The sequence below is a fragment of the Limnobacter sp. genome, from assembly GCF_046297615.1.
Classification (GTDB): Bacteria; Pseudomonadota; Gammaproteobacteria; order Burkholderiales; family Burkholderiaceae_B; genus Limnobacter.
The window spans coordinates 57,294-82,124 of sequence record NZ_JBKBHM010000001.1 but is presented as its reverse complement, the minus strand read 5'-3'; the positions used below and the strand labels follow the sequence as shown (position 1 = coordinate 82,124).

Below are 24,831 nucleotides of genomic sequence, written 5' to 3'. Positions count from 1 at the left end.
GTGAAACAGGCCCCTAACCCAAGACAATGCCGTGTTAGCGTTATGCTGACACGGCATTTTTTGTTTCGGGATGATGATGAGCGGTTTTAATGGATTGCCGGCTTTGAGCATGCGCGGTGTGCTCAAGCGATTTGGCGAGCGTGAAGTGCTGAAAGGGCTTGATTTGACGATTGAGCAGGGTGAGTGTGTTGCCTTGCTGGGGCCCAATGGTGCGGGCAAGTCAACCACTGTGGGCATTGCCTTGGGGCTGACTGCGCCTTCCGCTGGCGATGTTCAGTTGATGGGGGTGACTGTGCTTGATAGCCCGGAATCTGCCCGACGACGTGTGGGTGTGGTGCCGCAATACGATGCCTTGGACCCGGACTTCACGGTGCAGGAGAATCTGCAGGTGTTTGGCCGGTATTTTGGACTGAAGGCGGACGAATTGAGCGGGCGAGTGGATGCCTTGCTGGATTTTGCGCGCTTGAAAGACCGACGCCATGACCATGTGAATACCCTGTCAGGTGGAATGAGGCGACGCTTGCAACTGGCGCGCGCCCTGATCAATGCGCCCGGCATGCTGTTTCTTGATGAGCCCTGCACGGGGCTGGACCCTGCCGCACGCCATGCGATCTGGGAAGGGCTTCAAGCGTTGAAGCTGGAGGGTATGGCGATTTTGTTGACGACCCATGACATGGACGAGGCCAAGCGTTTGGCTGACCGGGTGGCTGTGCTGGATGGAGGCAGGATTGCAGCACTGGATACCCCGGAGCAGTTGATCAATACCCATGCTGGGCACACCGTGCTGGAGGTGTGGGGGGCGGGCGCCCAAACCTACCTAAAGGGCCGATTGCACATCGATGATGCGGACCTTGAATGGCGCGGACAAACTGCCTTTGTGAGGAATGACATGGCCAACCGCTGCCTGGAGCGCATCAGGCTTGATCGCCCCGAGCAGGTGGATTGTTTGTATCGCCCGGGCAATCTGGAAGATGTGTTTTTCCGGCTGACGGGCCGCACCCTTGAAGGCAGCGGTGTTCAGGAGGTGTCGGCATGAAGGCTTGGACTGTGAGCCCGTATGCGGTGGTACAGGTGTGGCGCAGAAATGCCCTGGTGTGGCGGAAGTTGGCCGTGCCTTCGTTGTTGGCCAATGTGATCGACCCAGTGTTTGCGCTGATGGCGTTCGGTTTGGGCATTGGATCGTTGGTTGATACGGTGGGAGGTCAACCGTACCTGACGTACATCGCGGTGGGTGCGGTGTGTATCAGCGCGATGAATGCGCCCACGTTTGAATCGCTGTATTCGGCCTTTTCACGCATGCAGGTGCAGCGCACCTGGCAATCCATCATGTACACCCCGGTGCGGCTGAGTGAAATTGTGTTGGGGGAATGGCTGTGGGCGGCCACCAAAGGCGGCATCAGCACTTTGGCGATGATGGTGGTACTGGCTTTGCTGGGCGTGGGGGACTGGGCTTTCTGGCTGTTCGGCTGGCTATTGCTGTGCCTGGCCTGTTTGATGTTTGCGGCGATGGGTTTGTGTGTGAATGCACGGGCCCCATCGTATGACTTTTTTATGTTTTATTTCACCTTGGTGATTACGCCCCAGACGTTTTTGTCTGGCGCGTTCTTTCCAAGAGAGCAATTGCCGGGCTGGTTGGCGGCCATTGCCGGGCATTTGCCCCTTTCGCTGGTGGTGGACTTGATGCGGGGTGTGCACCAAGGGGTGTGGACCGATGCCCCCGCACTTTTGCTGCAGATTGTGGTCTACACCGTGTTGGCCAGTTATTGGGCCGTGGCCTTGAGCAAACAGCGCTTTGCTCGGCAGAATGGGTGATGGGCATTGCCCTTGAGTAAGCACGATGGCACCGACTGGGGCGGGCCGCAAGAAGGATTGGGACTGCGATGTTGAACAAGATGGGGTTGTTGGTGAAAGCGTGGTGCTGGATGGTTGTGTTGTCGGCCATGCCCATTGCCCATGCGCAGGAGTTCTTGCCGCCGGAGCAGGCCTTTAAGGTTCATGTACAAGCGGTTGACCCCACGTGCCATGCGGATTGCCTGATGAATGTGCGCATTGAGGTGGCCCAAGGGTACTACCTGTATCGCGAGCGGTTCAAGCTGGAGCCCGTTGCCGGGGTGAAGTACCTGGACTTTGTCCAATTGCCCAAGGGTGACCGCAAGTTCGATGAGTTTTTGAATCAGGAGATTGAGGCGCTTCGGGGTGAACTTTCTTTTCAAGTGAGGTATGAGCTGGCCGATGGGGCTTCACCACAGGCCTTGGGCAACCTGGTGTCACAAGGGTGTGCGGATGCGGGGCTGTGTTACCCACCCATGTTGACAGCGCTGGGCCTGATGCCCACATCAGCCTTGGGTGATGCGTTGGACCGGGGCAAAGGCGCTTTGTCGAATTGGCTGGGCGGCGCGCAGGCTGAGAACGCCCCGATGGATGCGGCGCAGGCCTCGGCCACTGTCAAAGACGAGTCCAGTGAGTTGATGATGCGCTTGAGCCAACAGCCCGCCTGGTTGGTGCTGCCGGCCTTCTTTGGCTTGGGGCTTTTGCTGGCCTTCACCCCGTGCACGTTGCCGATGTTGCCGATTTTGAGCAGTTTGATTGTGGGCCAACAAGGAGCCCCGCAGGGCGCCCGCGGTGCCCGGCCCGTGGGCTTGGCGCTGGTGTATGTGTTGGGCATGTCGCTGACCTATGCGGTGTTGGGGGTGTTGGCGGGGTTGAGTGGACAAAGCCTGGTGGTTGCCCTGCAGCAGCCCCCGGTGTTGTGGGCGTTTGGTGGCTTGTTGGGTGCTCTCGGTTTGGTGATGTTGCTGGGTTATTCCTTGCAGATGCCGTCGTCAGTGCAAGGGTGGATTCAGGCGCGGACGGGCCAATTGGCCGGGGGGCAGTACGCACCGGTGCTGGTGATGGGGGTGTTGTCGGCATTGTTGTTGGGGCCGTGTGTTGCACCGCCCTTGGCGGGCGCGCTGTTGTACATCGGCCAGACTGGCAATGTCTGGATGGGTGGGGCTGCGCTGTTTTTGTTGGCCTTGGGCATGGGCTTGCCTTTGGTGGTGTTTGCTGCGGGTGCAGGCACCTATTTGCCCAAGGCTGGGGCCTGGATGGAGTCGGTGACGGTGCTGTTCGGCTTTGTGCTGTTGGCCGTGGCCCTGTGGACTGTGGCACCGGTGACCCCTGCGCCAGTGTTGCTGGCCCTGTGGGCGATGTGGGCAGCGGTGTTGGCCAGCGCGTTGTGGCGTGCGGGCACGGCCCTCTCCATGCGAGGCAGGGTGCTGATGTCGGCGCTGGCCTTGTTGTCAGCGGTGTCTGCCGCGGTGTTCACTGTGGGTTGGTGGGCAGGTTCGGACAGTGTGCTGCAACCCTTGAAACCGCTGACTGCAGGTGGTTCGCCGTTGGCGCGTGCTGACATTGCCCATGCGGATTTTGAGCGTGTGCCCGCCGGGCAGGTGGAGCAGTTGCTTCGGACCAGTGAGCAACCGGTGATGCTGGACTTCTATGCGGACTGGTGTGTGGCCTGCAAGGAGTTTGAGGCGTTTACGTTGCCAAACCCTGAGGTGCGCAAGTTGCTCACGGGGGTGCGGATGGTGCAGGTGGATGTGACCGCCAACACGCCGGACGATGCAGCCCTGATGAAACGGTATGCCCTGTTTGGCCCGCCTGCGATGCTGTTTTTCCCGGCCTCGCAGGTGAGTGAGGTGCACAGGGTGATCGGTTTTGAAAATGCGGGCAAGTTTTCCGCCACCTTGCGTGGCACCCGCCCTTTGTTGGGGTTGAACTGAGGGGGGCGCTCCTTAGCGCTTGACGTGTCGCCGCCCGCGGATAAGTAGCATCAGTGCGACCGAGCTGAGCAATGAAGCGCCCATCAGGCCCATGCAGGCCCAAAACCCCCAGCCTGATTCGATCCAGGGCATGCTCTGAAAATTCATGCCGAACACCCCAGTGATCAAGGTCAGTGGCATGAACACGGCGGTGAGCATGGTCAGCACCGTGACGATTTCATTGGTTTTGTGGGCGGTGGCCGAGAAGTGCAGTTGTACGGCGGCTTCGGTGTTGGCCCCCAGACGGTCGGCCAGTTTGACCACACGCCGGATGTGGTCCAAGGTGTCGCGTAGGTTGACTTGAACAGCCTGGCTTGGCCGGTGGTGCTTTCGCAGGTCTTCTTCCCAATCCCGAACAGCGTCGTAATGGTCTTCGGCCAGTGATTCCAGTTTGTTCAGTTCAGCGCGAACGGCCAGTAGGGTGGTCCAATCTTCAAACTTTTTTCTGGGGCTGAGCAGGTCGCGCTGCCAGCGCTCGAGGCGGTCACTGAGTTCAACGCGGATGGCCAGAAAACGGTCGATCAGGTTGCTCAGCAATTGGGACATCAGTTCGTCAGGCGATTCCGGAAACTTCCTGAAGGTGAGGAACTGCTCCACTTGGTCAGGATGGGTGCAATTGGGCTGATTCAGGTGGTCGATGGCTGAACAGAAGGTTCGGCTGTCTTTGGCGCGTTGGGTGACCAACAGCCGATCGAACAGCAGAAAATAAGCTGGCCTTGTTTTGATGGTGAGGCGGTGTTCGTCGTCGAAGATTGGCCGATTGGTCAAGGTTCGTACAATCGTTCTGCTGTAATGGTCGGCCCGGTCGTGGTGACTGGGATGCAGGGGGTTGTTCAGGTCCTCAAGGTGCATTTCATCCAGCGTTTGGCCGGTGAGGCGTGTCACCTCGGCAAGCCAATCCAGCGGTTCATCCAGGTCGGTGTCGAGCCAGAGAAATGCCTTTGTTTGGCCTGACTCGGCGTGCCTGGGCGGCAGCGCATCGGGGGCAGCATGTAGGCGCTGGGGCCCTTGGTCGGTGAACAGGGTCCAGCGGGTCATGCGTGGTCAGCCTTGTTTGAGCAGCGTAGCTGCTTCAAGCGCGAAATAAGTCAGCACCCCGTCTGCCCCCGCGCGTTTGAAGGCGAGCAGGCTTTCCATCATCACGGCGTCATGGTCCAACCAGCCGTTTTGGGCGGCGGCCTTGATCATGGCGTATTCGCCGCTGACTTGGTAGGCAAAGGTTGGGCGGGCAAAGTGTTCTTTCACACGCCACAGAATATCGAGGTAGGGCATGCCGGGTTTGACCATCACCATGTCGGCGCCTTCGTCGATGTCCAAGCCCACTTCAATCAGCGCTTCATCGCTGTTGGCCGGGTTCATCTGGTACGCCTTCTTGTTGCTTTTGCCGAGGTTGGCTTGTGAGCCCACGGCATCGCGGAATGGGCCATAAAACGCGGAAGCATACTTGGCGCTGTAGGCCATGATGTTGGTGTGTATGCAGCGGTTCGCTTCGAGGGTTTCGCGGATGGCACCAATGCGGCCGTCCATCATGTCGCTGGGAGCGACGATGTCCACGCCAGCCTGAGCCTGCACCAAGGCTTGTTGCCGCAGTACTTCGACCGTTTCGTCGTTGAGCACATAGCCGTTTTTGTCGATGAGTCCATCCTGGCCATGGGTGGTGAACGGGTCCAGCGCCACGTCGGTCAGCAACATCAATTCGGGGAAGCGGGCCTTGAGCGCGGCCACGGCAGTGGGCACCAAACCATCCGGGTTGGTGGCTTCTCGCCCGTCTTCGGTTTTGCGTTCGGCTTCGATGACCGGGAACAGCGCCAGCACGGGTACGCCCAACTCGAGGCAGCGCTCGGCTTGGTGAAAGAGGAGGTCCAGTGACAGACGCTCTACGCCGGGCATGGACGCCACGGCTTGACGTTGGTTGGCGCCCGGCAGCAGGAACACTGGGTAAATGAGGTCTGAGGCGGTGAGCGTGTTTTCAGCCACCAAGCGGCGCAGGGCGTCGGTGCGGCGAAGCCTGCGCGGGCGTTGGGCGAGGTGTTGGGTCATGACGCGGTTCCGGAGTCAGTGGTTGGGCCGGGTTCTTCCGGGAAGATCCATTGGTTCAGGCAGGTTTCGAGTTCGGGCAAGCCCTGCTTTTTCAGTGCGGACCACATTTGGATGGTGATGGGTTGCCCCTTGTCGACGCGGGCTTGAACGGCTTGACGCGCGGTGCGCAGGGCCTGGGTTTGTTCCTGCCGATTGAATTTGTCTGCCTTGGACAACAGAATGTGCACGGGCAATTGGCGCGGCGTCAGCCAGTCCAGCAGGGCGTGGTCGAGTTCCAGAAGCCCACGGCGGGCATCGACAATCAGCACACAGCCCCGAAGGCTGATGCGTTGGGCCAGGAAGCTGCCCAGTTCGCGGTCCCAGTGGCTTTGACTGCTCTGGGCCAGTTGCGCAAAGCCGTAGCCTGGCAAATCGACCAAGCGGGCAAATGGTTCGCCTTCTTTGAGAATGTGAAAGAAGTTCAACAACTGGGTGCGCCCGGGCATTTTGCTGGCGTAGGCCAACTGGCGCTGTTTGCACAGGGTGTTGATGGCTGTGGACTTGCCTGCGTTGGATCGGCCTGCAAAGACGATCTCGGGTACGCTGGCGCCCGGACATTCCGCCATTTTGGAGGCGGAAATCTCGAAGTGAGTGTTGTGGAAATTGATGGTCATGCGCCCATTTTAGATGCATGGATTCTTTTTGCGTGGTTATAATCGGGAGTTTGTGGAAATCTTCGTGCTAGACGGGTTTCTGCGACATAAAAAAATATCAATTTCATGGGGTTGTGACATGCGCATTGCGTCTGCCGTATTCGCGTCTTTGGTTCTTGCAGTGTCGGCCGCTCAGGCCGGCGAAACGGCCAAGGTGGCCAAGCCTGACCTGAACAAGGGCAAGGCGATTGTTGAGCAGCAATGTGCCGCCTGTCACGGTGCCGATGGCAATGCCAGCGCCAACATTTACCCCAAGCTGGCTGGCCAGCACCCCGAGTACCTCGTCAAGCAGTTGAGCAACTTCAAAGTGCAACCCGGCCAGGAAAAAGCCCAGCGCGAAAATGCCGTGATGGCGGGTTTTGCGGCTGGCTTGTCGGATGAAGACATGCGCAATGTGTCGGCTTACCTGGCCAGCCAAACTCAAAAGCCAGGCACCGCACGGAACAAAGACACCCTTGCCTTGGGCGAAAAAATTTACCGCGGTGGCATTGCAGAGAAGAAGGTGCCCGCCTGTGCTGGCTGCCACAGCCCCAATGGCGCTGGCATTCCTGCGCAGTATCCACGCTTGGGCGGACAGCATGCCCAATACACCGAGGCCCAACTGGTGGCCTTCCGTGAAGGCGTGCGCAAAAACAGTGAACAAATGAGCAAAATTGCGGCGCGCATGTCGGACCGTGAAATGAAGGCCGTGGCCGATTACATCGCTGGCCTGCGTTGATGACAGGCCTGTGGGCCTGAAACGAATCCCGCGAATTCGGGTCTGACAAGGGAGCTGTGAGAAAGGGGCTACATCGGCCCCTTTTTTGCGCCTGAAGGCCCAGTGGACTGAAGTGGTGTGGAGAGTGCAGTGGATGAACTGAGTCAAGCAGGCGGAACAGACCTGCAGCAAGCGCCGGGAGGCAACCGAGGCAGAACCGTGTGGGCGAGCTGGATGGAGCTGCTGGGGTCCATGCGGTTTGCCATTTCATTGCTGACCCTGATTTGTGTGGCGTCGGCGATAGGCACTGTGGTTCAGCAGAACCAGCCCTGGGTGAATTACATCAACCAGTTTGGCCCGTTTTGGGCGGAGTTTTTCAAGCCCATGGGCTTGTTCCAGGTGTACAACGCACCGTGGTTCATTGGGGTGATGGCCTTTTTGGTGACATCGACTTCCCTGTGCGTGTACCGGAACACGCCCAAGATGATCAAGGAAATGCGGGTGTATCGCGAAACCATGCGCGAAAACAGCCTGCGCGCCTTTGCGCACCGCTGGGAAGGCGAGTTCACTGAGCAGCCTGCCCAGATGCCCGCAATTCTGACGGAGTGGCTGGCCCACAAGGGGTTTAAGTCGCGGCAGGATGTGCGCAGCAACGGCACCATGGTGGCGGCCAAGGCGGGCAGTGCAAACCGCTTCGGGTACATTGCAGCCCACATGGCCATCATTGTCATTTGCGTGGGCGGTTTGCTGGACAGCGGAATTCCCTTGAAAGTGGCGGTGTGGGCCACCGGCAAACAGCCCGTGGCGGGCGGCGAGATTTCATCCGTTATTCCTGAAGAGTCGCGTTTGGGGGTGATGAACCCCAGTTACCGGGCCAGCCTGTTGTTGCCGGAGGGGGAGAGCAGCCGCGTGGCGGTGCTCAACACCGATCAGGGGTTGCTGATTCAAGATTTGCCCTTTGAGTTGACCCTGAAGCAGTTCCGCATTGATTTCTACAGCACGGGCATGCCCAAGTTGTTCGCCAGCGATGTGGAGGTGTTTGACCCGCAGACGCAAAAGCGTTTCAACGCGACCATTGAGGTGAACAAACCCCTGATTTACAAAGGGGTGACGGTGTACCAGTCCAGCTTTGACGATGGGGGTACCCGCCTGTCGCTCAAAGGCATTCCCTTGACCGGCGACCGCGATTACCGCGTGGACCTGCCGGGCACCGTGGGCACAACGGCTAATCTGGGGCTGTTGAACTTGCCGTACAAAATTGAGTTCACCGGGTTCAAGGCCATTAACGTGGAGCAGTTGCCCACCAACCCGCAAGATGCGGGTGCGGCGACTGGCTCGCCCACCGCCGGGGATGGCCTGACGCCATTCAGGAGTAATCTGGCCAGCGTGATTGGCCCGGGTGTGAAAGGCAAGCAGGCGACAAAGCCCACCAACATTGGGCCTTCAATCACCTACAAGCTCAGGGATGAAGCAGGGCAGGCCCGTGAATTTCAAAACTACATGCTGCCTGTGGACCTGGATGGTGGCCGCTATTACTTGAGTGGCGTGCGCGACACCCCGGCCGAAAGTTTCAAGTACGTGCGCATGCCGGTGGACGACCAAGGGCAATTGGACGGATTTATGCGGTTGAGGGCTGCCTTGCAGAATGAAACCGTCCGTGAAGCGGCTGCCCGGCGTTTTGCCAAAGTGGCCTTTGGGGACCGCAGCGAAGGCCCCGAGCTGGTGGCCAGCGTGGCCCAAAGCGCCCGCAAGGCTTTGGACCATTTTGCGGGTTTGAATGGGCAGCCCGGGGGCTTGGCCGCCTTGGCCAAGTTCATTGAAGACACGGTGCCCGAAGACCAGCGCGAACGGGCCACGGATGTGTTGGTGAGGCTGCTGCAGGGGGCCATGTGGGAGGTGTACCAGTTCAGCCGTGAAGGCCACGGATTGCCGCCCGCCAAAGCCGATGCGGTGCATGGCCGTTTTGTGCAGGATGCGCAGATTGCCCTGTCGGACCTGGCCTTGTATGGCGCGCCAGTGATGTTCCAGTTGGACCAGTTTTCCGAGGTGAAGGCCAGCGTGTTCCAGTTGGCCAAAGCACCGGGTCAGTGGGTGGTGTATTTGGGTTGTCTGTTCTTGTGCATCGGCGTATTTTCGATGTTCTACATTCGGGAACGCCGGGTGTTTTTCTGGGTCACACCGACGGAACAGGGCACCCGTTTAATGGTGGGGATGTCGACCCCCCGCCGCACTTTGGAATTCGAGCGCGAGTTTGCCCGTTTGGTTGAAGAATTGTCGAGCCGGGCCATTCAGAAGCCCGAGCCTAAGCCTGTAGTTGATGGAGAAGTGTGAATGAGTACTACCTGGGTGAATGCCGAACAAGGTAAGCCCGGCTTGCCGGTTGAACGAGCAGGTTGGTTTGCCCGCCGAGTTCATTGGACCGATGCCGCCTACACGCTGGCCTTGTTGCTGGGTGCCGGTTATGCAACCCGCCAATACTCAGCGTTCATGGATGTGTATGAACTGGCCATTCTCTGGTGCTGTGTGCCGGTGGTGGCTTACATGGGGTACCGCTGGGGTGCCTTGAAGGCCTTGGTTTCCGCGGTGGCGGTGTTGAGCCTGGGTTCGCTGGCCATGTACGGTGGCAGCCTGGCCAGCGCAGAGCAGCGATTTTTCTTGAAGTACCTGTTGTCCAGCCAGTCGGCCATTCTGTGGATGGGCGTGCTTTTTGTGCTGGCCACGGCGGCGTACTGGATTGGGCTGTTGGGCCGTTCCCCAACGGCGTCCTTCGTGGGTACAGCCTGCACTTGGGGCGCGGTGCTGATGGGGTTCACCGGCATGTTTGTGCGCTGGTACGAAAGCTATCTGATTGGGCCTGATGTAGGGCACATTCCTGTGTCCAACCTGTACGAAGTGTTTGTGCTGTTTTCCCTGATTACGGGCCTGTACTACCTGTACTACGAGCAGGCTTACAAAACCCGACAGTTGGGTGCGTTTGTGATGCTGGTGGTGGTGGCGGCGGTGGGCTTTTTGGCATGGTACGGTGTGGAGCGCCAAGCCTATGCGATTCAACCCTTGGTACCCGCGCTGCAAAGCTGGTGGATGAAAATTCATGTGCCGGCCAACTTCATTGGTTACGGCACATTCTCACTGGCGGCCATGGTGGCTTTCGCCTATTTGCTGAAGGTGCATGCCAATGCGCCGAGCATCAAGGCCCTTCTGCCCACCGGCGTGCTGGGTGTGTTGATGTTCCTAGAACCACTGGTGTTTCGCAACGGCGGGCTGTCGGTGTACTGGGCGGTTTACTTCGGTGTGGGTTGCGTGGTGGTCGGCGGGATTTTGCTGATGCGCAAGCGGATTGCAGACGCCCTGCCTTCACTGGAAGTGCTCGATGATGTGATGTACAAATCCATCGCAGTGGGTTTCGCTTTCTTCACCGTGGCCACGATTCTGGGTGCCCTGTGGGCCGCAGAAGCCTGGGGTGCCTACTGGCAGTGGGACCCGAAGGAAACCTGGGCGCTGGTGGTGTGGCTGAACTACGCCGCTTGGCTGCACATGCGCTTGGTCAAAGGCTTGCGCGGTGTGGTGGCCTCTTACTGGGCCTTGGTGGGCCTGTTGGTGACGGGCTTTGCCTTTCTGGGCGTGAATATGTTTCTGTCGGGCCTGCATTCCTACGGGGAACTTTAATCACATGGGGTGAGTCTGTATCCGCAGAGGGGGTACGGGCTTGATCGTCATGCTTGACCTTGGACTTGCTGGAGAAGCGTGATGAGTCGTCGCAGTGCACCTGTTATTCAACCTGTTTGGGAGGCAGTGCCGTCCTCCGAGTTGACCCCTGAAGCCGTGTTCATGGAGCGGCGACGCCTGCTCGGCGCTGTGGGCGTCAGCGCCTTGGCCTTGCCGTTTGGTGGTTTGGGCAGCGCGCAGGCTGCGGTGAAAGTGACGGGTTCAACCCGGCTGGATGAGTTGGCCGACTTGAAAGCCAAAACCAGCACGGTATGGACCACGGTGGAAAAGCCCACCGAAGCGACCATTGCCACCAGTTACAACAACTTCTATGAGTTTGGCACCGACAAGTCCGACCCGTCCCGTTTGGGTGGCAGCCTGAAAACCCGGCCATGGGCGGTGGTGGTGGAGGGCGAATGCAACAAGCCCCGCACTTTCGCGATTGAGGATTTGCTGAAGTTGGCGCCCATGGAGGAGCGGGTGTATCGCTTCCGTTGCGTGGAGGCATGGTCCATGGTGGTGCCTTGGATTGGCTATCCGCTGTCGGCCTTGTTGAAGGCCGTGGAGCCTAACAGCCGCGCAAAGTTTGTGTCCTTTGAAACCGTGGCGGACCCGGCCCAGATGCCGGGTTTGCGATCACCCGTGCTGGACTGGCCCTACCAGGAAGGTTTGCGCATGGATGAGGCCTTGCATGACCTGACCCTGCTGACCTTCGGGCAGTACGGCAAAGTGTTGCCCAACCAGTCGGGTGCGCCGGTTCGCTTGATGGTGCCGTGGAAGTATGGCTTTAAGAGTGCGAAATCGCTGGTGCGTATCCGCTTGACCGAAAAGCAGCCTGTGACCAGTTGGAACCAGAGTGCACCGCGCGAATACGGTTTTTTCTCCAACGTAAACCCGGAAGTCAACCACCCACGGTGGAGCCAGGCCAGTGAGCGCAGGCTGGGTGAGGGGGCTCTCGGGGGCCTGTTTGCACCCCGACGCAAAACAGAAATGTTCAATGGCTACGCCGAGTCTGTGGGCCGTTTGTACACCGGCATGGATTTGGCCAAGTGGTTTTGAGCACGCTGGGGCGTTTCAGCCCCGTGGCTTTGCGCCGGGCCGCTTGGGTGCTGTGCAGTGTGCCCTTGGCTTTGTTAATCAGCCGTGCTTTGACTGAAAGCCTGGGCGCTAACCCGGTAGAAACGCTGGAGCGTGAGCTGGGCATTTGGGCGCTGATTTTCCTGATGTGCAGCCTGAGCGTCACCCCGTTGAGGGTGGCGACCGGCCGCACTGAGCTGGCGCCACTTAGGCGCACCTTGGGCTTGGCGGGCTTTTGGTATGCCGCCTTGCATGTGGTGGTGTACGCGGTGCTGGACCGGGTCTTGCTGTGGTCAGAAGTGCTGCTGGATTTGACCAAGCGTCCTTACGTGATGCTGGGCGCCGTGGCGTTTACTGCGTTGCTGGTTTTGGCTGTGACCTCGCCCAAGGCGGTGGTGCGCAGGCTGGGTGGCGCGCGGTGGAAGCGGGTGCATCTGTTGGCTTACTGTGCCGCACCGCTGGCAGCCACGCATTTTCTGTGGCTGAAGCTGGACAAAAACCTGTGGGAAAGACCGGCACTTTATGGCGCCGGGGTTTTGGTGATTCTTGCAGCGCGGTGGGTGATCAAAGCCCCAGTTCGGGCGCCAGCAGGTCCTCGATAGTTTCCCGCCTGCGAACCAGGCGGGCTTTGCCCTGCTCAATCAACACTTCGGCAGCCCGTCCGCGGCTGTTGTAGTTTGAGGCCATGGTCAGGCCGTAAGCCCCGGCAGACAGAATTGCCAGCACATCGCCCTGTGCAATCGACAGTGTTCGGTTGCGGCCCAGCCAGTCGCCTGATTCACACACAGGGCCCACAATGTCGTAGTCCTGCGCCGTGGCGGTGGGGTTGGGGGCCACAGGCACAATCGCATGGAATGACTCGTACATGGCGGGGCGCATCAGGTCGTTCATGGCCGCGTCCACAATTGCGAAGTGTTTGTCTTCGTTGTTCTTCAGGAATTCCACCCGGGTGAGTAGCACCCCGGCATTGCCGACGATGGAGCGCCCGGGCTCGAAAGCCAGTGTGGGCATGGGCCTGCCCTTGGCCTGCGCCCACTGACGCACGCGTGCAATCAACTGGGGCAGCACATCGGCAGGTTTGGGCGGGTTTTCGTCGCGGTAGCGAATGCCGATGCCGCCGCCCAAGTCCAGATGGTCGATTTGTATGCCTTGGGCAGACAGTTGGTCCACCAAGCCGAGCACGCGGTCCAGCGCGTCGAAGTAGGGGCTGGGGTCTGTCAGTTGGGAACCGATGTGACAGTCAATGCCATGCACGTTCAACCAAGGGTGGGCTTGGGCATGGGCATACACGCTGGGCGCCACAGCCATGGACACGCCGAACTTGTTTTCCTTCAGGCCCGTGGAAATGTAGGGGTGGGTTTTGGCGTCCACATCCGGGTTGACGCGAACCGACACATTGGCCTTGATTTGCAGGCGTTGGGCAACTTCGCCCAGCCGCACCATTTCAGCCGCTGACTCCACGTTGAAGCAGCCCACGCCAGCTTTCAGTGCGTATTCAATGTCGGCCACGGACTTGCCCACGCCGGCAAACACCGCTTTGGCGGGGTTGCCGCCCGCCGCCAGCACGCGCGCCAATTCCCCGGCGGACACCAGATCAAAACCAGCACCGAGGCTGGCCAATAGCTTGAGCAGGTGAATGTTGGAGTTGGCCTTGATGGCGTAGTGGATGGTGACCTCAGCCAGACCTTCACAAGCCTGCGCGTACCCCAGATAGGCCTGACGCACTGCTTCTGCAGAATACACATACAACGGTGTGCCGAACTGTTCGGCCAGGGAGTGCAGGTCGGCCCCTTCAAAGGCCAGGCGGCCCGTGTTGGGGTCAGTTTGAAGTTGTTCGCTCAGGCTGCTGGGGTTCACGTCGGTGTTGGGCACGGTAGAATCTCGGTGTTTCTTAAGGTTGGGTACTGCTGGAGGCAGCCGGGCCTGCTGAGGCTGGCTTGGCGGTGGTTGCGCCATCAGGCTTGGCCATGGGCGCAGGCGGGTTGGGCAGGGTCAGCGGGCCACGTTGCCCACAGGCTGCGTTAAGGCCAGTCGCCAACACAAGCACCGCACATGCGTAAAGGGAAGATCGTTTCATGACAGACACCGAATTTCAGGCCTTGGTGGACCACACTTTGGTTCAAGTTGAACAGTATATTGAAACCCTGACGGACACGTTGGATCTGGATGCAGATTCAAGCCGCAGCGGCAATGTGTTGACGCTGGATTTTGAAGACCACGGCAAGATGATTCTGAACAGCCAGGTCGCTAACCATGAATTGTGGCTGGCTGCGCGGTCTGGAGGGTTCCACTACAAACACAACGGCCAGGCTTGGGTGGACACGCGCAGCGGCTCACCCTTTGCCGAGCATTTTGTTCAGTTGCTGGCCGGGCAGATTGGTCAACCATGCCCGGCGCTTGCTTTGAAGGCTTGAAGGCTTCAGCGTGCCTTAGCGGTTGCCAAACCGCTTTTCAATTTCATCGGGCACCTGGTTCTTGGGGGTTGGAACCGGCACCGCCAGGGTGGAGTCGCCGCCTGAAGGGGGTTGGGGTGGTGCGCCGCCTTCAGAGTTGAAAACCCCGCCCAGGCCTTTCAGGAAATTGAACAGGCCGGGGCCATCCTCCTCGCCTTCGCCGCCTTCAATTTTGGCCACGCCCTGGCCTGGGGTGTATTCGGTGTAGTAGTAGTTGCCTGCCACCATTTCCACCCCGGCAGGCACTACCAGCGGTACCTCTGGCGAGCTGTTCAGTGCCACTTTCATGTATTCGATCCACATGGGCAGCGCCAGTCCGCCACCGGTTTCGCGGGCGCCCAGGTTACGGGGTTGGTCGTAGCCGACCCAGGACACGCCCACGATGTCGCGGTTGTAGCCAGCGAACCACGCGTCGTGGCTGTCGTTGGTTGTCCCGGTTTTGCCGACGATGTCGCCACGGTTCAAGGCCCTGGCCCGGGTGGCGGTGCCGCGTTCCACCACTTCACGCAGCAGTTTGGTCATCATGAAGGCGTTGCGTTCGTCGATGACCCGGTTGGCTTCCTCGCCAGCGACTGCGGGTTTGGCAGTGGCCACCACGCGGCCGGTGTTGTCGGTGATTTTCTCAATCAGGTAAGGCTTGATGCGATAGCCCCCGTTGGCAAACACGGCGTATGCGCTGGCCATTTGCAGGGGGTTTGTGGTGACAGCACCCAGTGCCATGGTGAGGTAAGGGGGTACGGCTTCTTCGGAGAAGCCGAAGTTCATGGCCCACTTTTGTGCAAACTGCGGCGTGGCTTTTTGCAGTACGCGGATGGATACCATGTTTTTGGACTTGGCCAAAGCGTCTTTCAACTGCATCGGGCCGTCGTATTTGCCGTCGTAGTTTTTGGGGCTCCAGTCCTGTCCGCCGGGTACGCTGGCCGGGAAGAAGATGGGACTGTCGTTGACGATGGTGGTGGGCATCACGCCTTTTTCCAGTGCCGCCGAATACACAAAGGGTTTGAATGAGGAGCCGGGCTGGCGTGTGGACTGGGTGACGTGGTTGAACTTGTTGCGCTGGAATTCAAAGCCACCGGCCATGGCGCGAATGGCGCCATTTTTGGGGTTCAGGGCGATGAAGGCGGCCTCAACCTCAGGAATTTGCGTGAGCATGACCGGTTGGTCTTTGCGCTTGAGGATGCGCACCACAGCGCCGCGTTTGAGGCGTTTGTTGGCGGGCGCCCGGTCGTTGAGCCAGCTTTCTGCGGGTTTCAGGCTGGCGCCGGTGAGTTTCAGGGATTCGCCATGGCCTTGCGACACCACCACTTCGCGGGCATTGGCCGACAGCACCACGGCGCTTTCCAAAAAGCCGTAGTCGGGGTAGTCGCTGATGCCGTCAGCGATGATTTCTTCGGCCTGGGCTGCGTCATCGGGCAGGGCCATGAAGCCTTCCGGCCCACGGAAGTATTGGCGTACTTCGTAATCCATCACGGTGTTGCGCAAGGCGCGGCGTGCAGCGCGCTGCTCGTCGGCAATCAGCGTGGTGGTGACGGTGATGCCCGCGGTGTAGGCCTCTTCACCGTACAACTCGACAGCGGCTTGACGGGCCATTTCAGCCGCATAATCGGCGTTGACGAAATCGGTTGGGGCATCCGGATCGTCCATGTTTTTGCGCGTGCGGTAGACCAGCTCGGTACTCAGCGCTGTCTGGTACTGCTCTTTCGTGAGGTAGTCCAGGTCGTGCATGCGGCGCAGTACGTATTCCTGACGCACCCTGGCTCGCTTGGGGTTCACAATCGGGTTGAAGGCGGAGGGGGCTTTGGGCAGGCCCGCCAGCATGGCCGCTTCGGCGGGGTTGATGTCCTGAAGTTTTTTGCCGAAGTAAGCCTGCGCGGCCGCCTGGAAGCCGTAAGCCCGCTGGCCGAGGTAGATCTGGTTGATGTACAGCTCAAGAATTTGGTCTTTGCTCAGGTTGGCTTCAATTTTGTAGGCGAGCAGCACCTCGTACAGTTTTCGGGTCCATGTTTTTTCGCGGGTCAGGAAGAAATTCCTGGCCACCTGCATGGTGATGGTGCTGGCGCCTTGCGCGCGCCCGCCCGAGGTGATGTTGGTGACCAATGCACGGGCCACGCCGAAGAAGTCGATGCCGCCATGTTGGTAGAAGCGGTCGTCCTCGGCCGCCAGAATGGCTTGCTGCATCACCAGCGGTACTTGGGAGATTTGGACGGGCCTGCGGCGTTCCTCGCCAAACTCGGCCACCAGCACCCCATCACTCGTCATCACCCGAAGGGGCACTTTGGGGCGGTAGTCCGTCAGGTTGTCCAGCGCTGGCAGTTTGGGAAAAATCAGGGACAGGGCGACACCAAGCAGCAGTGCACCAGCAACCGCCAGCCCCCCAGCCAGCATCAGGGCTGTGGCCAGGAATCCGCGTTGCGAGGAAAGGGTGGGCTTGTGGGGTGTAGTCACAGGTGTTGTGTAGTGGTAACCGGGAGTGGCCATTGTAGCCTTCCTGCCCCGGTAAAACCGGAATGTCCACTCGAACGTTCTAACCCTACTGGTTGGACCCTCGGTTGAGGGTTAGAACCCTGACACTGCTTGCCCTACGCTGAAGTCCTTGCATATGGGGCTTTACACATGAAATGGGTCGATGCGTGGCTGTCGTCGTTGCGGCACAACAGCAGTACTGTGCTCTCGCTGAGTCTTCAGGAAAACCAGGCCCGTTGGGTGTGTGGTGTTGTGGAGCAACAACAGCGTTTCAAGCTGTCACGCGTGTTGGCCTCCGGGGCCAGCCCCCTGTCCCAATGGCTTAACCCCGAGACTGGCATTGTGCAATCCGAGGCGCTGGCCAATACGTTGAGCAATGCCTTGGGCCAATTGCCCAGCGGCGTGAAGCCTTCCGGTGTGGTGATCAGCGTGCCCGACAAATGGGCCTATTTCGGTGAATTGAACACCCCGGAGAACGAGCAGGAAGACACCATCCGCTATCAGGTGGAGGAGTTGCTGGAATCTGTCGTGGGCGACGCTGACCGGGCGATTGCGCACGATTGGCAATTGAAGTCCACACTCAGCGATGGGTCTGTGGCTTGGGCGGTGGCGGGTATAGACCAGCGCCACGTGGACGAAATTGAAATGGCCTGCAGCACGCTCAAACTCAAACTGTGCGGCATCACCGTCAGTAACCTGGCCGCGTTGAATGGTTACCTGCAGATGCTGCCCCAGGGCCAAACACGCACCGGCGGCAGCCTCATGCTGTATGCCCACCTGGACAAACACCGGATTCACCTGACGGTGTATCAGGACGCCATGCTCATCAATGAAGCGCTGGAAACCAGCGACGAGGGGTTCACCACGGTGCAGGCCGTGTCAGCGCTGGAGCGGATTGTCACGATTTGGTCGCGAGACCATGGGGCCTTGTCCGAGCAAAAGCCAGTGTTGATTGTGGGTGGGGCCATGATGGGCACCCGAGGCATTGATGTGATTATCCGTCGGAGTGCATTTTTGGCCCCCCTGTGGCTGGAGGTTTCCCCACGGCGGGACCTCGCCACCCATTGGCATGAGGACGTGGTGCCCTTTGGTGCTTTGGAGGCCCTGCCATGCGCGTGATTCTGTTCAACCTGGCGCCCTACCGGGCGCACCGTTACCGCCTTGCCCGCCTGCGTACAACCGCAACATTGGCGGCCGCTGTGGTTGTGGCATTGCTGATTCCTCTGTGCGTGAGCTTGGACTTGTCGGAACGAGAGGCTGCCCAAACCGCCTACATGGAGGAGTTGGGCACCGTGGAGCGCCAGATTGCTGACCGTGTTGCCAAAGTACAGACCTTGAAGGATGAGATGAACCGCCTGCAAAACCAGGTGGATGCGCTGGAAGACGTGGAACGCAAATCATTGCGTGTCAGCCGCATGTTCTCTTACCTGGAGGCCACCATGCCGGGCCAGGTTGGGTTGAAGTCGCTGACCATGAAAGAGGGTGATTGGTCGGTGTCTGGCTACACCGATTCGGTGCCCCAATTTGCCGAATGGGTTCAGGGCATGGAGAAAGAGGGCAGTTTGCTCAAGGATGTGCGCGTGAAGTATCTGCGCCAGGTTGATGCACAAAACCCTAACGCTGGGCCCGCCAATTCAGCCAGTGACAAAGCGGCCTCCCCTCATGAGTTCGAGTTGGCCATCAAAACCACCGAGCTACGCACCTTCACCCCAGCTTCACAGGAATTGGCCCATGGACGCATTCAACGCTGAGCTGTCGCAGTGGATTGCCCGCTTGCAGGGCCTCACCCGCGTGCAGTGGGTGGGGGTTTATCTCGGGCTTTTGGTGGTGGTTTCCGGGGCTTTTTATTTGTTGGATTGGCGAGGCCGTTATGAGGTGTTGGCCCAACAGGACACCCAGATCAACGATGCAGTCGGCCGCTTGGAATCCAAGTCCAGCCTTTTATTGCAGCAACCCCAAATTGAGTTGCGGCTGGCCCAATTGCGGGTTCGCTTGCCTTTGTTGCAACAGTCTTTGCCGGACAGCGACGAGGTTGCACTCTTCCTGAAAAAGCTCAATGCAACCATTCAAAGCAACAACCTTGGCCTGACCGAATTTGTGCCTCAGGCCTCCAACAATCTGGATGTGATGCGGATCGTGCCAGTGTCGCTGGTGGTCAATGGGCGTGGCGCCCCCATGTCACTGTTGCCCAACCATGTTGCGCGTCTGTCCCGTCAGGCCAATTTTGAGGAATTTCAACTCAATCTGGAAGACGACCACACCCGCTGGAAACTCAGTGGCAAGTTGTTTGCCTACGCCCAGTTGGAAGAGAGCCCGCCGGGCAGTGTCACGAGTCAGGAGGCGTCAAAGCCATGATCAGTTGGTTAATTACCACCCTGGTGGTGCCCTTGCTGCCCGAGTTACGTGAACCCCATGAGGTACACCAGCCGGCCATGAATACCGTGATGGCCCGCTTGAAGGCCAGCGAAGTACCCACCCCCATCGACCCCGCGCAATTGGTGTTTGACCCACCCAAGCCACCGCAGGTATCGCCCGTAGAGGGGCGCTTGTTGGCCCAGTATGTTGGGCCTATGCAGGCGCAGGTGGCTGCCGAGGACGCGCAGGACCAAGGGTGGAAATTGGTCGGCATGCTGGAAGTCAACGGGCAACTGGCCGCCATTCTCAATGATGGCGCGCAGGATTTTGTCGCCGTGCGCGGCAGCGCCCTCAAAGGCCGTTTCCGCGTGGTGTCGGTGGCCCAGCGTGAGGTGGAACTGAGCTATCCGTCACGCGACAGCCAACGAATGAAAACCATGCATCTTATTCTCGACTCGAACAGCACCGCCCAGGGGGACAACCCATGATCATGCGATCAAACCAATCCGCAGCAATGTCGCCTGTGCGGCTTACCAGAATGGCTGCTTTGCTCGCGGGCATGGTGGCGGGGGGGCATGGCCTTGCAGCCACCGTCACCCAGGCTGAGTTGCAAGAAGGCCAGGACAGCACCGTGGTGGTGTTGACCTTCGACAAGCCGCTGGACAAGTCGGTGAAGGTGTTTCGGGTGAGCAACCCGGACCGTCAGGTGATTGATTTTTCCGAGTCGGTGGATGCTTCACGGGTATCCTTGAACCCTGGGCCCGGCAGCAGGCTGAAGCAACTGCAGTGGGTCAGCGGTGAGGACCGTGCCCGCTTGGTGGTGTTTGCGGCCAACCCCTACACCTTGGACAAAGTGGACAACGGCCAGCAATTGAAGTTGGTGTTCTCAGGGCCCAAGCCGTACACGCCCGGCTTGGTTGATGCGGCTGCGATCAAAGCCACAAGCCCTTTGCTGGCGGATGTGAGTAAGGTTGTCAAAAGCCCTGATGTGGTGGAACACCGGCCGATGCTGTTGTCCTGGTCGGTCAGGACAGAGGCCGGCCAGGACATTCTTGGGTTGGAGTTTGACCGCCCCGATGTACGCATTGACAGCGCCACGGTGAAAGACGAGTTGCGGTTCCGCTTGCCCAAGGTCAGCATGGGCGACAAGGTGAATCGACAACTGCCAGACACGCCCTCTGGTGCCTTGCGTAACCTTTACCTTTCGCCAGGTGATCAGGCTTTGTCGGTGTGGATGCGGAAACCCACCACCGGCCACGAAATGCGCAAGGTGGGTAACCGCGTGGAGCTGGTGTTCAACCACCCCGCCACACCTGCCCAAACTTTTGCGCTGCCCGACTTGGTGAAAGCCTCGGCAACTCGCCCAGCCATGGGCAAACCCGAAGCCATTCCGGCCGTGGCCTTGCAGGAGATGAAGGCTGCGGTGTCTGGCCCACCCACAGTGAAACGGGATGAGGCGGTGGTGAGCAATTCGGCCCGATACATTGGCAGGCCCATCAGCTTGGCATTCAAGGATGCCGATATTCGCACGGTGCTGCAGGTGTTTGCGGATTTCACCAAAATGAACCTGGTGGTCAGTGATTCCGTGCAGGGCAAGGTGACTGTGCACTTGAAAGATGTGCCCTGGGATCAAGCGCTGGAAATTGTGATGCGTTCCAAGGGTTTGGTGTACAGCCAGTCCGGCAATGTGCTGTTGGTGTCCAACGCCGCAGATTTGGCGGGCGAGCAACTGGACACGGCCATTCGCAGGGCTCAGGACGACATGGAGCCGATGGTGACGCGCACCTTTGTGGTCAGTTATCAAAAGACGGCCGATGTGGTCAACGTGCTCAAGGCCAAGGAGTCCAAGTTGCTGTCGGCGCGCGGCACGATTCTGTCTGACGAGCGCACCAGCCAGATTTTCATTCAGGACACCCCAACACGGATTGCCCGCATTCAAGGCATCATCGAAAGCATGGACAAGCCTGTGAAACAGGTGATGATTGAAGCGCGGGTGGTGTTGGCTGACACCACGGTGTCGCGTGAACTCGGTGTGCGGGTGCGCGGCGCGTCCAGCCGTTCCGCAGATTTCACAGCGGTGTCCAATTCAGTGGGCAAGCAGGGTTTTATCAACTCATCCCCGGACGCCAGTACAACCTTGGCTTACACGCTGCTGAACTCCAATTCCACGCGCTTGCTGAGCCTGCAGCTACAGGCGCTGGAGCAACAAGACAAAATCCGAACTGTCTCAAATCCCAAGGTGATTACATCCAACAAAGAGCCCGCCTTGATTGAGCAGGGCACGGAAATTCCGTATCAGATCGCCACCAGCAGTGGCGCTACAGCGATTGAGTTCAAAGAGGCGAACCTGAAGCTGGAGGTGACTCCGCAGATTTCTCCGGATGGCGCCGTGTTGCTGGATGTGAATGTGTCCAAGGACTCCGTCGGCATCACAACGGCCAATGGCCCTGCCATTGACACTCGCCGGGTGAAGACCAAGGTTCTGGTGTCCGACGGGGGTACCGTGGTGCTGGGTGGGATTTTTGAGGAAGAGGACAACGACACCAGAACCAAGGTGCCGGGCTTGGGTGACATTCCCCTGTTTGGCAAGCTGTTCTCGGGTATGAATGACCGCAAACGCAGGGCTGAACTGCTGATCTTCCTGACCCCGGTGGTGCTACAAGACTCCTGAGCCCCAGCCCCTGCCCGCAGCAGGGGTTTTCCGCCGTACAATGGCTTGGTCATTCACCGAAAACAGACAACGTGTCTCATCCAAGCATTGTGCTGGTGGGCATGATGGGTGCCGGCAAAAGCACAGTCGGCAAGGCCTTGGCCAAACATCTGTCCTGGGAATTCGTTGACACCGACCATTTGATTGAACAACAAACGGGCGTCAGCATTCCCACCATTTTTGAAATCGAGGGCGAAGCCGGGTTTCGCCGCCGCGAAAGCCAGGTGCTGACCAGCTTGACCGGGCGCCAAGGCTTGGTGGTGGCCACAGGGGGCGGCATTGTACTGGCCCAGGCCAACCGTGTGCACCTGAAAGAAGTGGGCCCTGTGGTGTACCTCAGTGCGTCTGCTGCGGAGCTGTACCAGCGCACCCGCATGGACAAAAACCGCCCCTTGCTGCAAAGCCCCAACCCCCGCAAAACCATAGAAGACCTGCTGACCTTGCGTCATCCCCTGTACACTGAAGTGTCAGACTTGACGATAGAAACCGGCCGTCAACCCGTGAGCCATCTGGTTCAGCGGATTTGCGATGCCTTGGGTTTGGTGGCGTCGGTCGTGGCCCCCCAAACCAGGGGCGCAGAGGACAACGAATGAGCATGTACACATTGAACGTGGATCTGGGCGAGCGCAGCTACCCCATACACATTGGCAGCGGTTTGCTGGCCCGTGCGGGCCTGTTTGAGCCAGTCGTCAAGGGCAGAACCGTGATGATTTGCACCAACACCACGGTGGGGCCCCTGTACGCAGACCGCGTTGCGCAAACCCTGCGGGAGGCCGGTGCCCGGAGTGTGCTTACCGTAACCCTGCCCGATGGCGAAGAATACAAAGATTGGCCCACCTTGCAGCGCGTGTTTGATGCGCTGCTGCAACACCACTGCGACCGTAAAACCGTGTTGTTGGCTTTGGGCGGCGGCGTGATTGGCGACATGGGCGGCTTCGCAGCCTCGGCCTTCATGCGGGGTATTCCGTTCATCCAGGTGCCTACCACCTTGCTCAGCCAGGTGGACAGTTCTGTAGGCGGTAAGACCGGCATCAACCACCCCCTGGGCAAGAACATGATTGGGGCTTTTTATCAGCCGCAGTTGGTGATCACTGACATTGCCACGCTGAACACGTTGCCCGACCGGGAATTGAGCTGTGGCTTGGCGGAGATCATCAAGCATGGTGCCATTGCCGACACGGCCTACCTGAACCAGGTTGAACAACACATGCCCGCCTTGCTGGCCCGAGACCCGGAACTGTTGGCCTTGGTCGTCAAACGCAGTTGCGAGATCAAGGCTGATGTGGTGTCCAAGGACGAAAAAGAGGGCGGCTTGAGGGCCATCCTGAATTTCGGCCACACCTTTGGCCACGCCATTGAAGCGGGCATGGGTTATGGGCAGTGGTACCACGGCGAGGCCGTGGGCTGCGGCATGGTGATTGCCGCCGAACTGTGCCGCCGTATGGGGCGCTTGACGGGAGAGGAAGCGGCCCGGCTGAAAAAGGTGGTGATTCAGGCCCGCCTGCCGGCCTTGCCCCCCAAGCTTGGCGTCAACCGTTTCATGGAGTTGATGGCCCATGACAAAAAGAACGACGCCGGTGCCATCAAATACGTGCTGCTCAATGGCTTGGGCAGCGCCAACACATCGCCTGCGGATGAAGCGCTGGTGCGCCAGACCTTGCAGGAAATGGGCGCAGGGGACTGAGCCGAATGCGAGACGCCGAGCAGCACCTGGCCCCCTACGCCGTCAGCGCCGCCAATTCGCGTGGGCGGCAGTTTCCCGAGGCCCCACCTTTTGGCCGAAGTGAATTTGAGCGCGACCGTGACCGCATCATCCACAGTGCGGCTTTTCGCCGGCTTGAGTACAAAACCCAGGTGTTCGTGAACACCGAAGGCGACCTGTACCGCACGCGCCTGACCCACAGCCTTGAAGTGGCGCAGATTGCCCGCAGCATTGCCCGCAACCTGGACCTGAACGAAGAGCTGACTGAGGCGGTGGCCTTGGCCCACGACTTGGGCCACACCCCGTTTGGCCATGCCGGGCAAGACGCCCTGAACGAATGCATGCAGCCCCACGGCGGTTTTGAGCACAACCTGCAAAGCCTGCGGGTGGTGGACGAGCTGGAAGAAAAGTACGCCGCCTACAACGGCTTGAACCTGTGTTTCGAAACCCGCGAGAGCATTCTCAAGCATTGCAGCCGCCCCAACGCCGAGCGGCTTGGTGACGTGGCTGACCGGTTTCTGACCAACCGCAGGCCTGTGCTGGAAGCCCAGGTCACCAACCTGGCCGATGAAATTGCATACAACAATCACGACATCGATGATGGCCTTCGCAGCGGGCTGATTACGCTGGAACAGGCCGCCGAGGTTCGTCTGTTTAAAACACATTTGGACAAAGTGCTGGCCCGTCACCCCGGTCTGGATGGGCGGCGGCTGATCCATGAGACAGTGCGTGGCATCATCAACGCTTTGGTCAGCGACTTATTGACCGAGTCCCGCAGGCGGATTGCCCAGCATCGGCCTGCAGACCTGCGCGAGGCGCAACTGGCCCCGGCCCTCATCGGGTTTAGCGACGACATGTTGGAGCTGAACCGCGAGCTGAAGGCTTTTCTGCGCAAAAGCCTGTACCAGCACTATCAAGTGCTGCGGGCCACCATGAAAGCCCGTTTGGTGGTCAAAGACCTGTTCCACATTTTCATGGACGACCCGCGCCTGTTGCCACCGCAGTTTTTCCAGCGCGCCCAGGCTGATGTGCCGCGTGCCATCGCCGACTACATTGCCGGCATGACCGACCGGTATGCCATGAAAGAGCACCACCGGCTGACGGTGCCCGGGCCTGCATTCTGAGGGCTTTGTC

Annotated in this window: 23 protein-coding genes; 17 read left to right on the top strand and 6 right to left on the bottom strand. The window is 59.4% G+C overall.

Annotated features, from left to right (window positions below):
* The first annotated feature begins 109 nt into the window (after window positions 1-109).
* From ACK4FF_RS00350 to dsbD, 3 genes are all read left to right on the top strand, one after another.
* A complete protein-coding gene (locus tag ACK4FF_RS00350) occupies window positions 110-1,036 on the top strand; it encodes an ATP-binding cassette domain-containing protein (protein ID WP_409704811.1) in 927 nt (308 codons plus the stop codon).
* Complete coding sequence (locus ACK4FF_RS00345; protein ID WP_409703257.1) at window positions 1,033-1,812, top strand: ABC transporter permease; 780 nt, start codon at window positions 1,033-1,035, stop codon at window positions 1,810-1,812. Before ACK4FF_RS00350 ends, ACK4FF_RS00345 begins: the two co-directional genes overlap by 4 nt.
* Before the next feature lie 68 nt (window positions 1,813-1,880).
* Window positions 1,881-3,764, top strand: a complete 1,884-nt coding sequence (gene dsbD, locus ACK4FF_RS00340; protein ID WP_409703254.1) for a protein-disulfide reductase DsbD — start codon at window positions 1,881-1,883, stop codon at window positions 3,762-3,764.
* A 12-nt stretch (window positions 3,765-3,776) separates the two neighbouring features.
* Here the strand turns inward: dsbD and ACK4FF_RS00335 are convergent, their stop codons facing one another.
* From ACK4FF_RS00335 to yihA, 3 genes are read right to left on the bottom strand one after another with little or no spacing between them, the layout of a single operon-like run.
* A complete protein-coding gene (locus ACK4FF_RS00335; protein WP_409703251.1) occupies window positions 3,777-4,841 on the bottom strand; it encodes a magnesium transporter CorA family protein in 1,065 nt (354 codons plus the stop codon).
* 6 nt (window positions 4,842-4,847) lie between these two features.
* Window positions 4,848-5,843 (bottom strand): porphobilinogen synthase, encoded by a 996-nt coding sequence (gene hemB, locus ACK4FF_RS00330; RefSeq protein WP_409703248.1) that lies wholly within the window; start codon window positions 5,841-5,843, stop codon window positions 4,848-4,850.
* Window positions 5,840-6,496 carry a ribosome biogenesis GTP-binding protein YihA/YsxC gene (gene yihA / locus ACK4FF_RS00325; RefSeq protein WP_409703244.1) on the bottom strand — a complete coding sequence of 219 codons (657 nt, stop codon included), beginning with the start codon at window positions 6,494-6,496 and terminating at the stop codon, window positions 5,840-5,842. Before yihA ends, hemB begins: the two co-directional genes overlap by 4 nt.
* A 118-nt stretch (window positions 6,497-6,614) precedes the next feature.
* On the opposite strand from yihA, the gene ACK4FF_RS00320 reads away from it, so the two are divergent.
* The 5 genes from ACK4FF_RS00320 to ACK4FF_RS00300 all read left to right on the top strand — a co-directional run bounded on the left by ACK4FF_RS00320 (window position 6,615) and on the right by ACK4FF_RS00300 (window position 12,616).
* A complete protein-coding gene (locus tag ACK4FF_RS00320; RefSeq protein WP_409703241.1) occupies window positions 6,615-7,253 on the top strand; it encodes a c-type cytochrome in 639 nt (212 codons plus the stop codon).
* 129 nt (window positions 7,254-7,382) lie between these two features.
* On the top strand, window positions 7,383-9,563 hold the full coding sequence (locus ACK4FF_RS00315; RefSeq protein WP_409703238.1) for a cytochrome c biogenesis protein ResB: 2,181 nt from the start codon (window positions 7,383-7,385) through the stop codon (window positions 9,561-9,563).
* On the top strand, window positions 9,564-10,898 hold the full coding sequence (gene ccsB, locus ACK4FF_RS00310) for a c-type cytochrome biogenesis protein CcsB (RefSeq protein ID WP_409703235.1): 1,335 nt from the start codon (window positions 9,564-9,566) through the stop codon (window positions 10,896-10,898). It abuts the gene before it with no gap.
* Window positions 10,899-10,979: 81 nt separating this feature from the next.
* A complete protein-coding gene (gene msrP / locus ACK4FF_RS00305) occupies window positions 10,980-11,996 on the top strand; it encodes a protein-methionine-sulfoxide reductase catalytic subunit MsrP (RefSeq protein ID WP_409703232.1) in 1,017 nt (338 codons plus the stop codon).
* The gene (locus tag ACK4FF_RS00300) at window positions 11,987-12,616 is read left to right on the top strand and encodes a sulfite oxidase heme-binding subunit YedZ (protein ID WP_409703229.1); all 630 of its coding nucleotides are present in this window, start codon (window positions 11,987-11,989) and stop codon (window positions 12,614-12,616) included. Before msrP ends, ACK4FF_RS00300 begins: the two co-directional genes overlap by 10 nt.
* Here ACK4FF_RS00300 and lysA read toward each other — a convergent pair.
* Both lysA and lptM read right to left on the bottom strand, forming a co-directional pair.
* Window positions 12,579-13,856 carry a diaminopimelate decarboxylase gene (lysA, locus tag ACK4FF_RS00295; RefSeq protein WP_409704809.1) on the bottom strand — a complete coding sequence of 426 codons (1,278 nt, stop codon included), beginning with the start codon at window positions 13,854-13,856 and terminating at the stop codon, window positions 12,579-12,581. The two genes, ACK4FF_RS00300 and lysA, sit on opposite strands and share 38 nt — an antisense overlap.
* Before the next feature lie 49 nt (window positions 13,857-13,905).
* Window positions 13,906-14,091 (bottom strand): LPS translocon maturation chaperone LptM, encoded by a 186-nt coding sequence (gene lptM, locus ACK4FF_RS00290; RefSeq protein ID WP_409703226.1) that lies wholly within the window; start codon window positions 14,089-14,091, stop codon window positions 13,906-13,908.
* On the opposite strand from lptM, the gene cyaY reads away from it, so the two are divergent.
* On the top strand, window positions 14,090-14,428 hold the full coding sequence (gene cyaY / locus ACK4FF_RS00285; protein WP_409703222.1) for an iron donor protein CyaY: 339 nt from the start codon (window positions 14,090-14,092) through the stop codon (window positions 14,426-14,428). The genes lptM and cyaY overlap by 2 nt on opposite strands.
* A gap of 15 nt (window positions 14,429-14,443) precedes the next feature.
* Here the strand turns inward: cyaY and ACK4FF_RS00280 are convergent, their stop codons facing one another.
* Window positions 14,444-16,945: a penicillin-binding protein 1A gene (locus tag ACK4FF_RS00280; protein ID WP_409703219.1), complete on the bottom strand. Its 2,502-nt coding sequence runs from the start codon at window positions 16,943-16,945 to the stop codon at window positions 14,444-14,446.
* A 135-nt stretch (window positions 16,946-17,080) separates the two neighbouring features.
* Between ACK4FF_RS00280 and ACK4FF_RS00275 the strand changes: the two genes are divergently transcribed.
* The 8 genes from ACK4FF_RS00275 to ACK4FF_RS00240 all read left to right on the top strand — a co-directional run bounded on the left by ACK4FF_RS00275 (window position 17,081) and on the right by ACK4FF_RS00240 (window position 24,821).
* Complete coding sequence (locus ACK4FF_RS00275) at window positions 17,081-18,049, top strand: hypothetical protein (protein ID WP_409703216.1); 969 nt, start codon at window positions 17,081-17,083, stop codon at window positions 18,047-18,049.
* Window positions 18,040-18,681 (top strand): PilN domain-containing protein, encoded by a 642-nt coding sequence (locus ACK4FF_RS00270; protein WP_409703213.1) that lies wholly within the window; start codon window positions 18,040-18,042, stop codon window positions 18,679-18,681. The genes ACK4FF_RS00275 and ACK4FF_RS00270 overlap by 10 nt, the downstream gene beginning before the upstream one ends.
* Window positions 18,662-19,285: a type 4a pilus biogenesis protein PilO gene (pilO, locus tag ACK4FF_RS00265; RefSeq protein ID WP_409703210.1), complete on the top strand. Its 624-nt coding sequence runs from the start codon at window positions 18,662-18,664 to the stop codon at window positions 19,283-19,285. The genes ACK4FF_RS00270 and pilO overlap by 20 nt, the downstream gene beginning before the upstream one ends.
* The gene (locus ACK4FF_RS00260; RefSeq protein WP_409703207.1) at window positions 19,282-19,773 is read left to right on the top strand and encodes a hypothetical protein; all 492 of its coding nucleotides are present in this window, start codon (window positions 19,282-19,284) and stop codon (window positions 19,771-19,773) included. Before pilO ends, ACK4FF_RS00260 begins: the two co-directional genes overlap by 4 nt.
* Before the next feature lie 50 nt (window positions 19,774-19,823).
* The gene (locus ACK4FF_RS00255; RefSeq protein ID WP_409703204.1) at window positions 19,824-21,956 is read left to right on the top strand and encodes a type IV pilus secretin PilQ; all 2,133 of its coding nucleotides are present in this window, start codon (window positions 19,824-19,826) and stop codon (window positions 21,954-21,956) included.
* A 71-nt stretch (window positions 21,957-22,027) separates the two neighbouring features.
* Window positions 22,028-22,588, top strand: coding sequence for a shikimate kinase (locus tag ACK4FF_RS00250; protein ID WP_409703201.1), 561 nt, complete (start codon window positions 22,028-22,030; stop codon window positions 22,586-22,588).
* A gap of 2 nt (window positions 22,589-22,590) precedes the next feature.
* Entirely contained in the window at window positions 22,591-23,679 is a 1,089-nt protein-coding gene (gene aroB / locus ACK4FF_RS00245) for a 3-dehydroquinate synthase (protein ID WP_409704807.1), read from the top strand.
* Between the two features lie 5 nt (window positions 23,680-23,684).
* Window positions 23,685-24,821: a deoxyguanosinetriphosphate triphosphohydrolase gene (locus tag ACK4FF_RS00240; RefSeq protein ID WP_409703198.1), complete on the top strand. Its 1,137-nt coding sequence runs from the start codon at window positions 23,685-23,687 to the stop codon at window positions 24,819-24,821.
* Window positions 24,822-24,831: the final 10 nt, after the last annotated feature.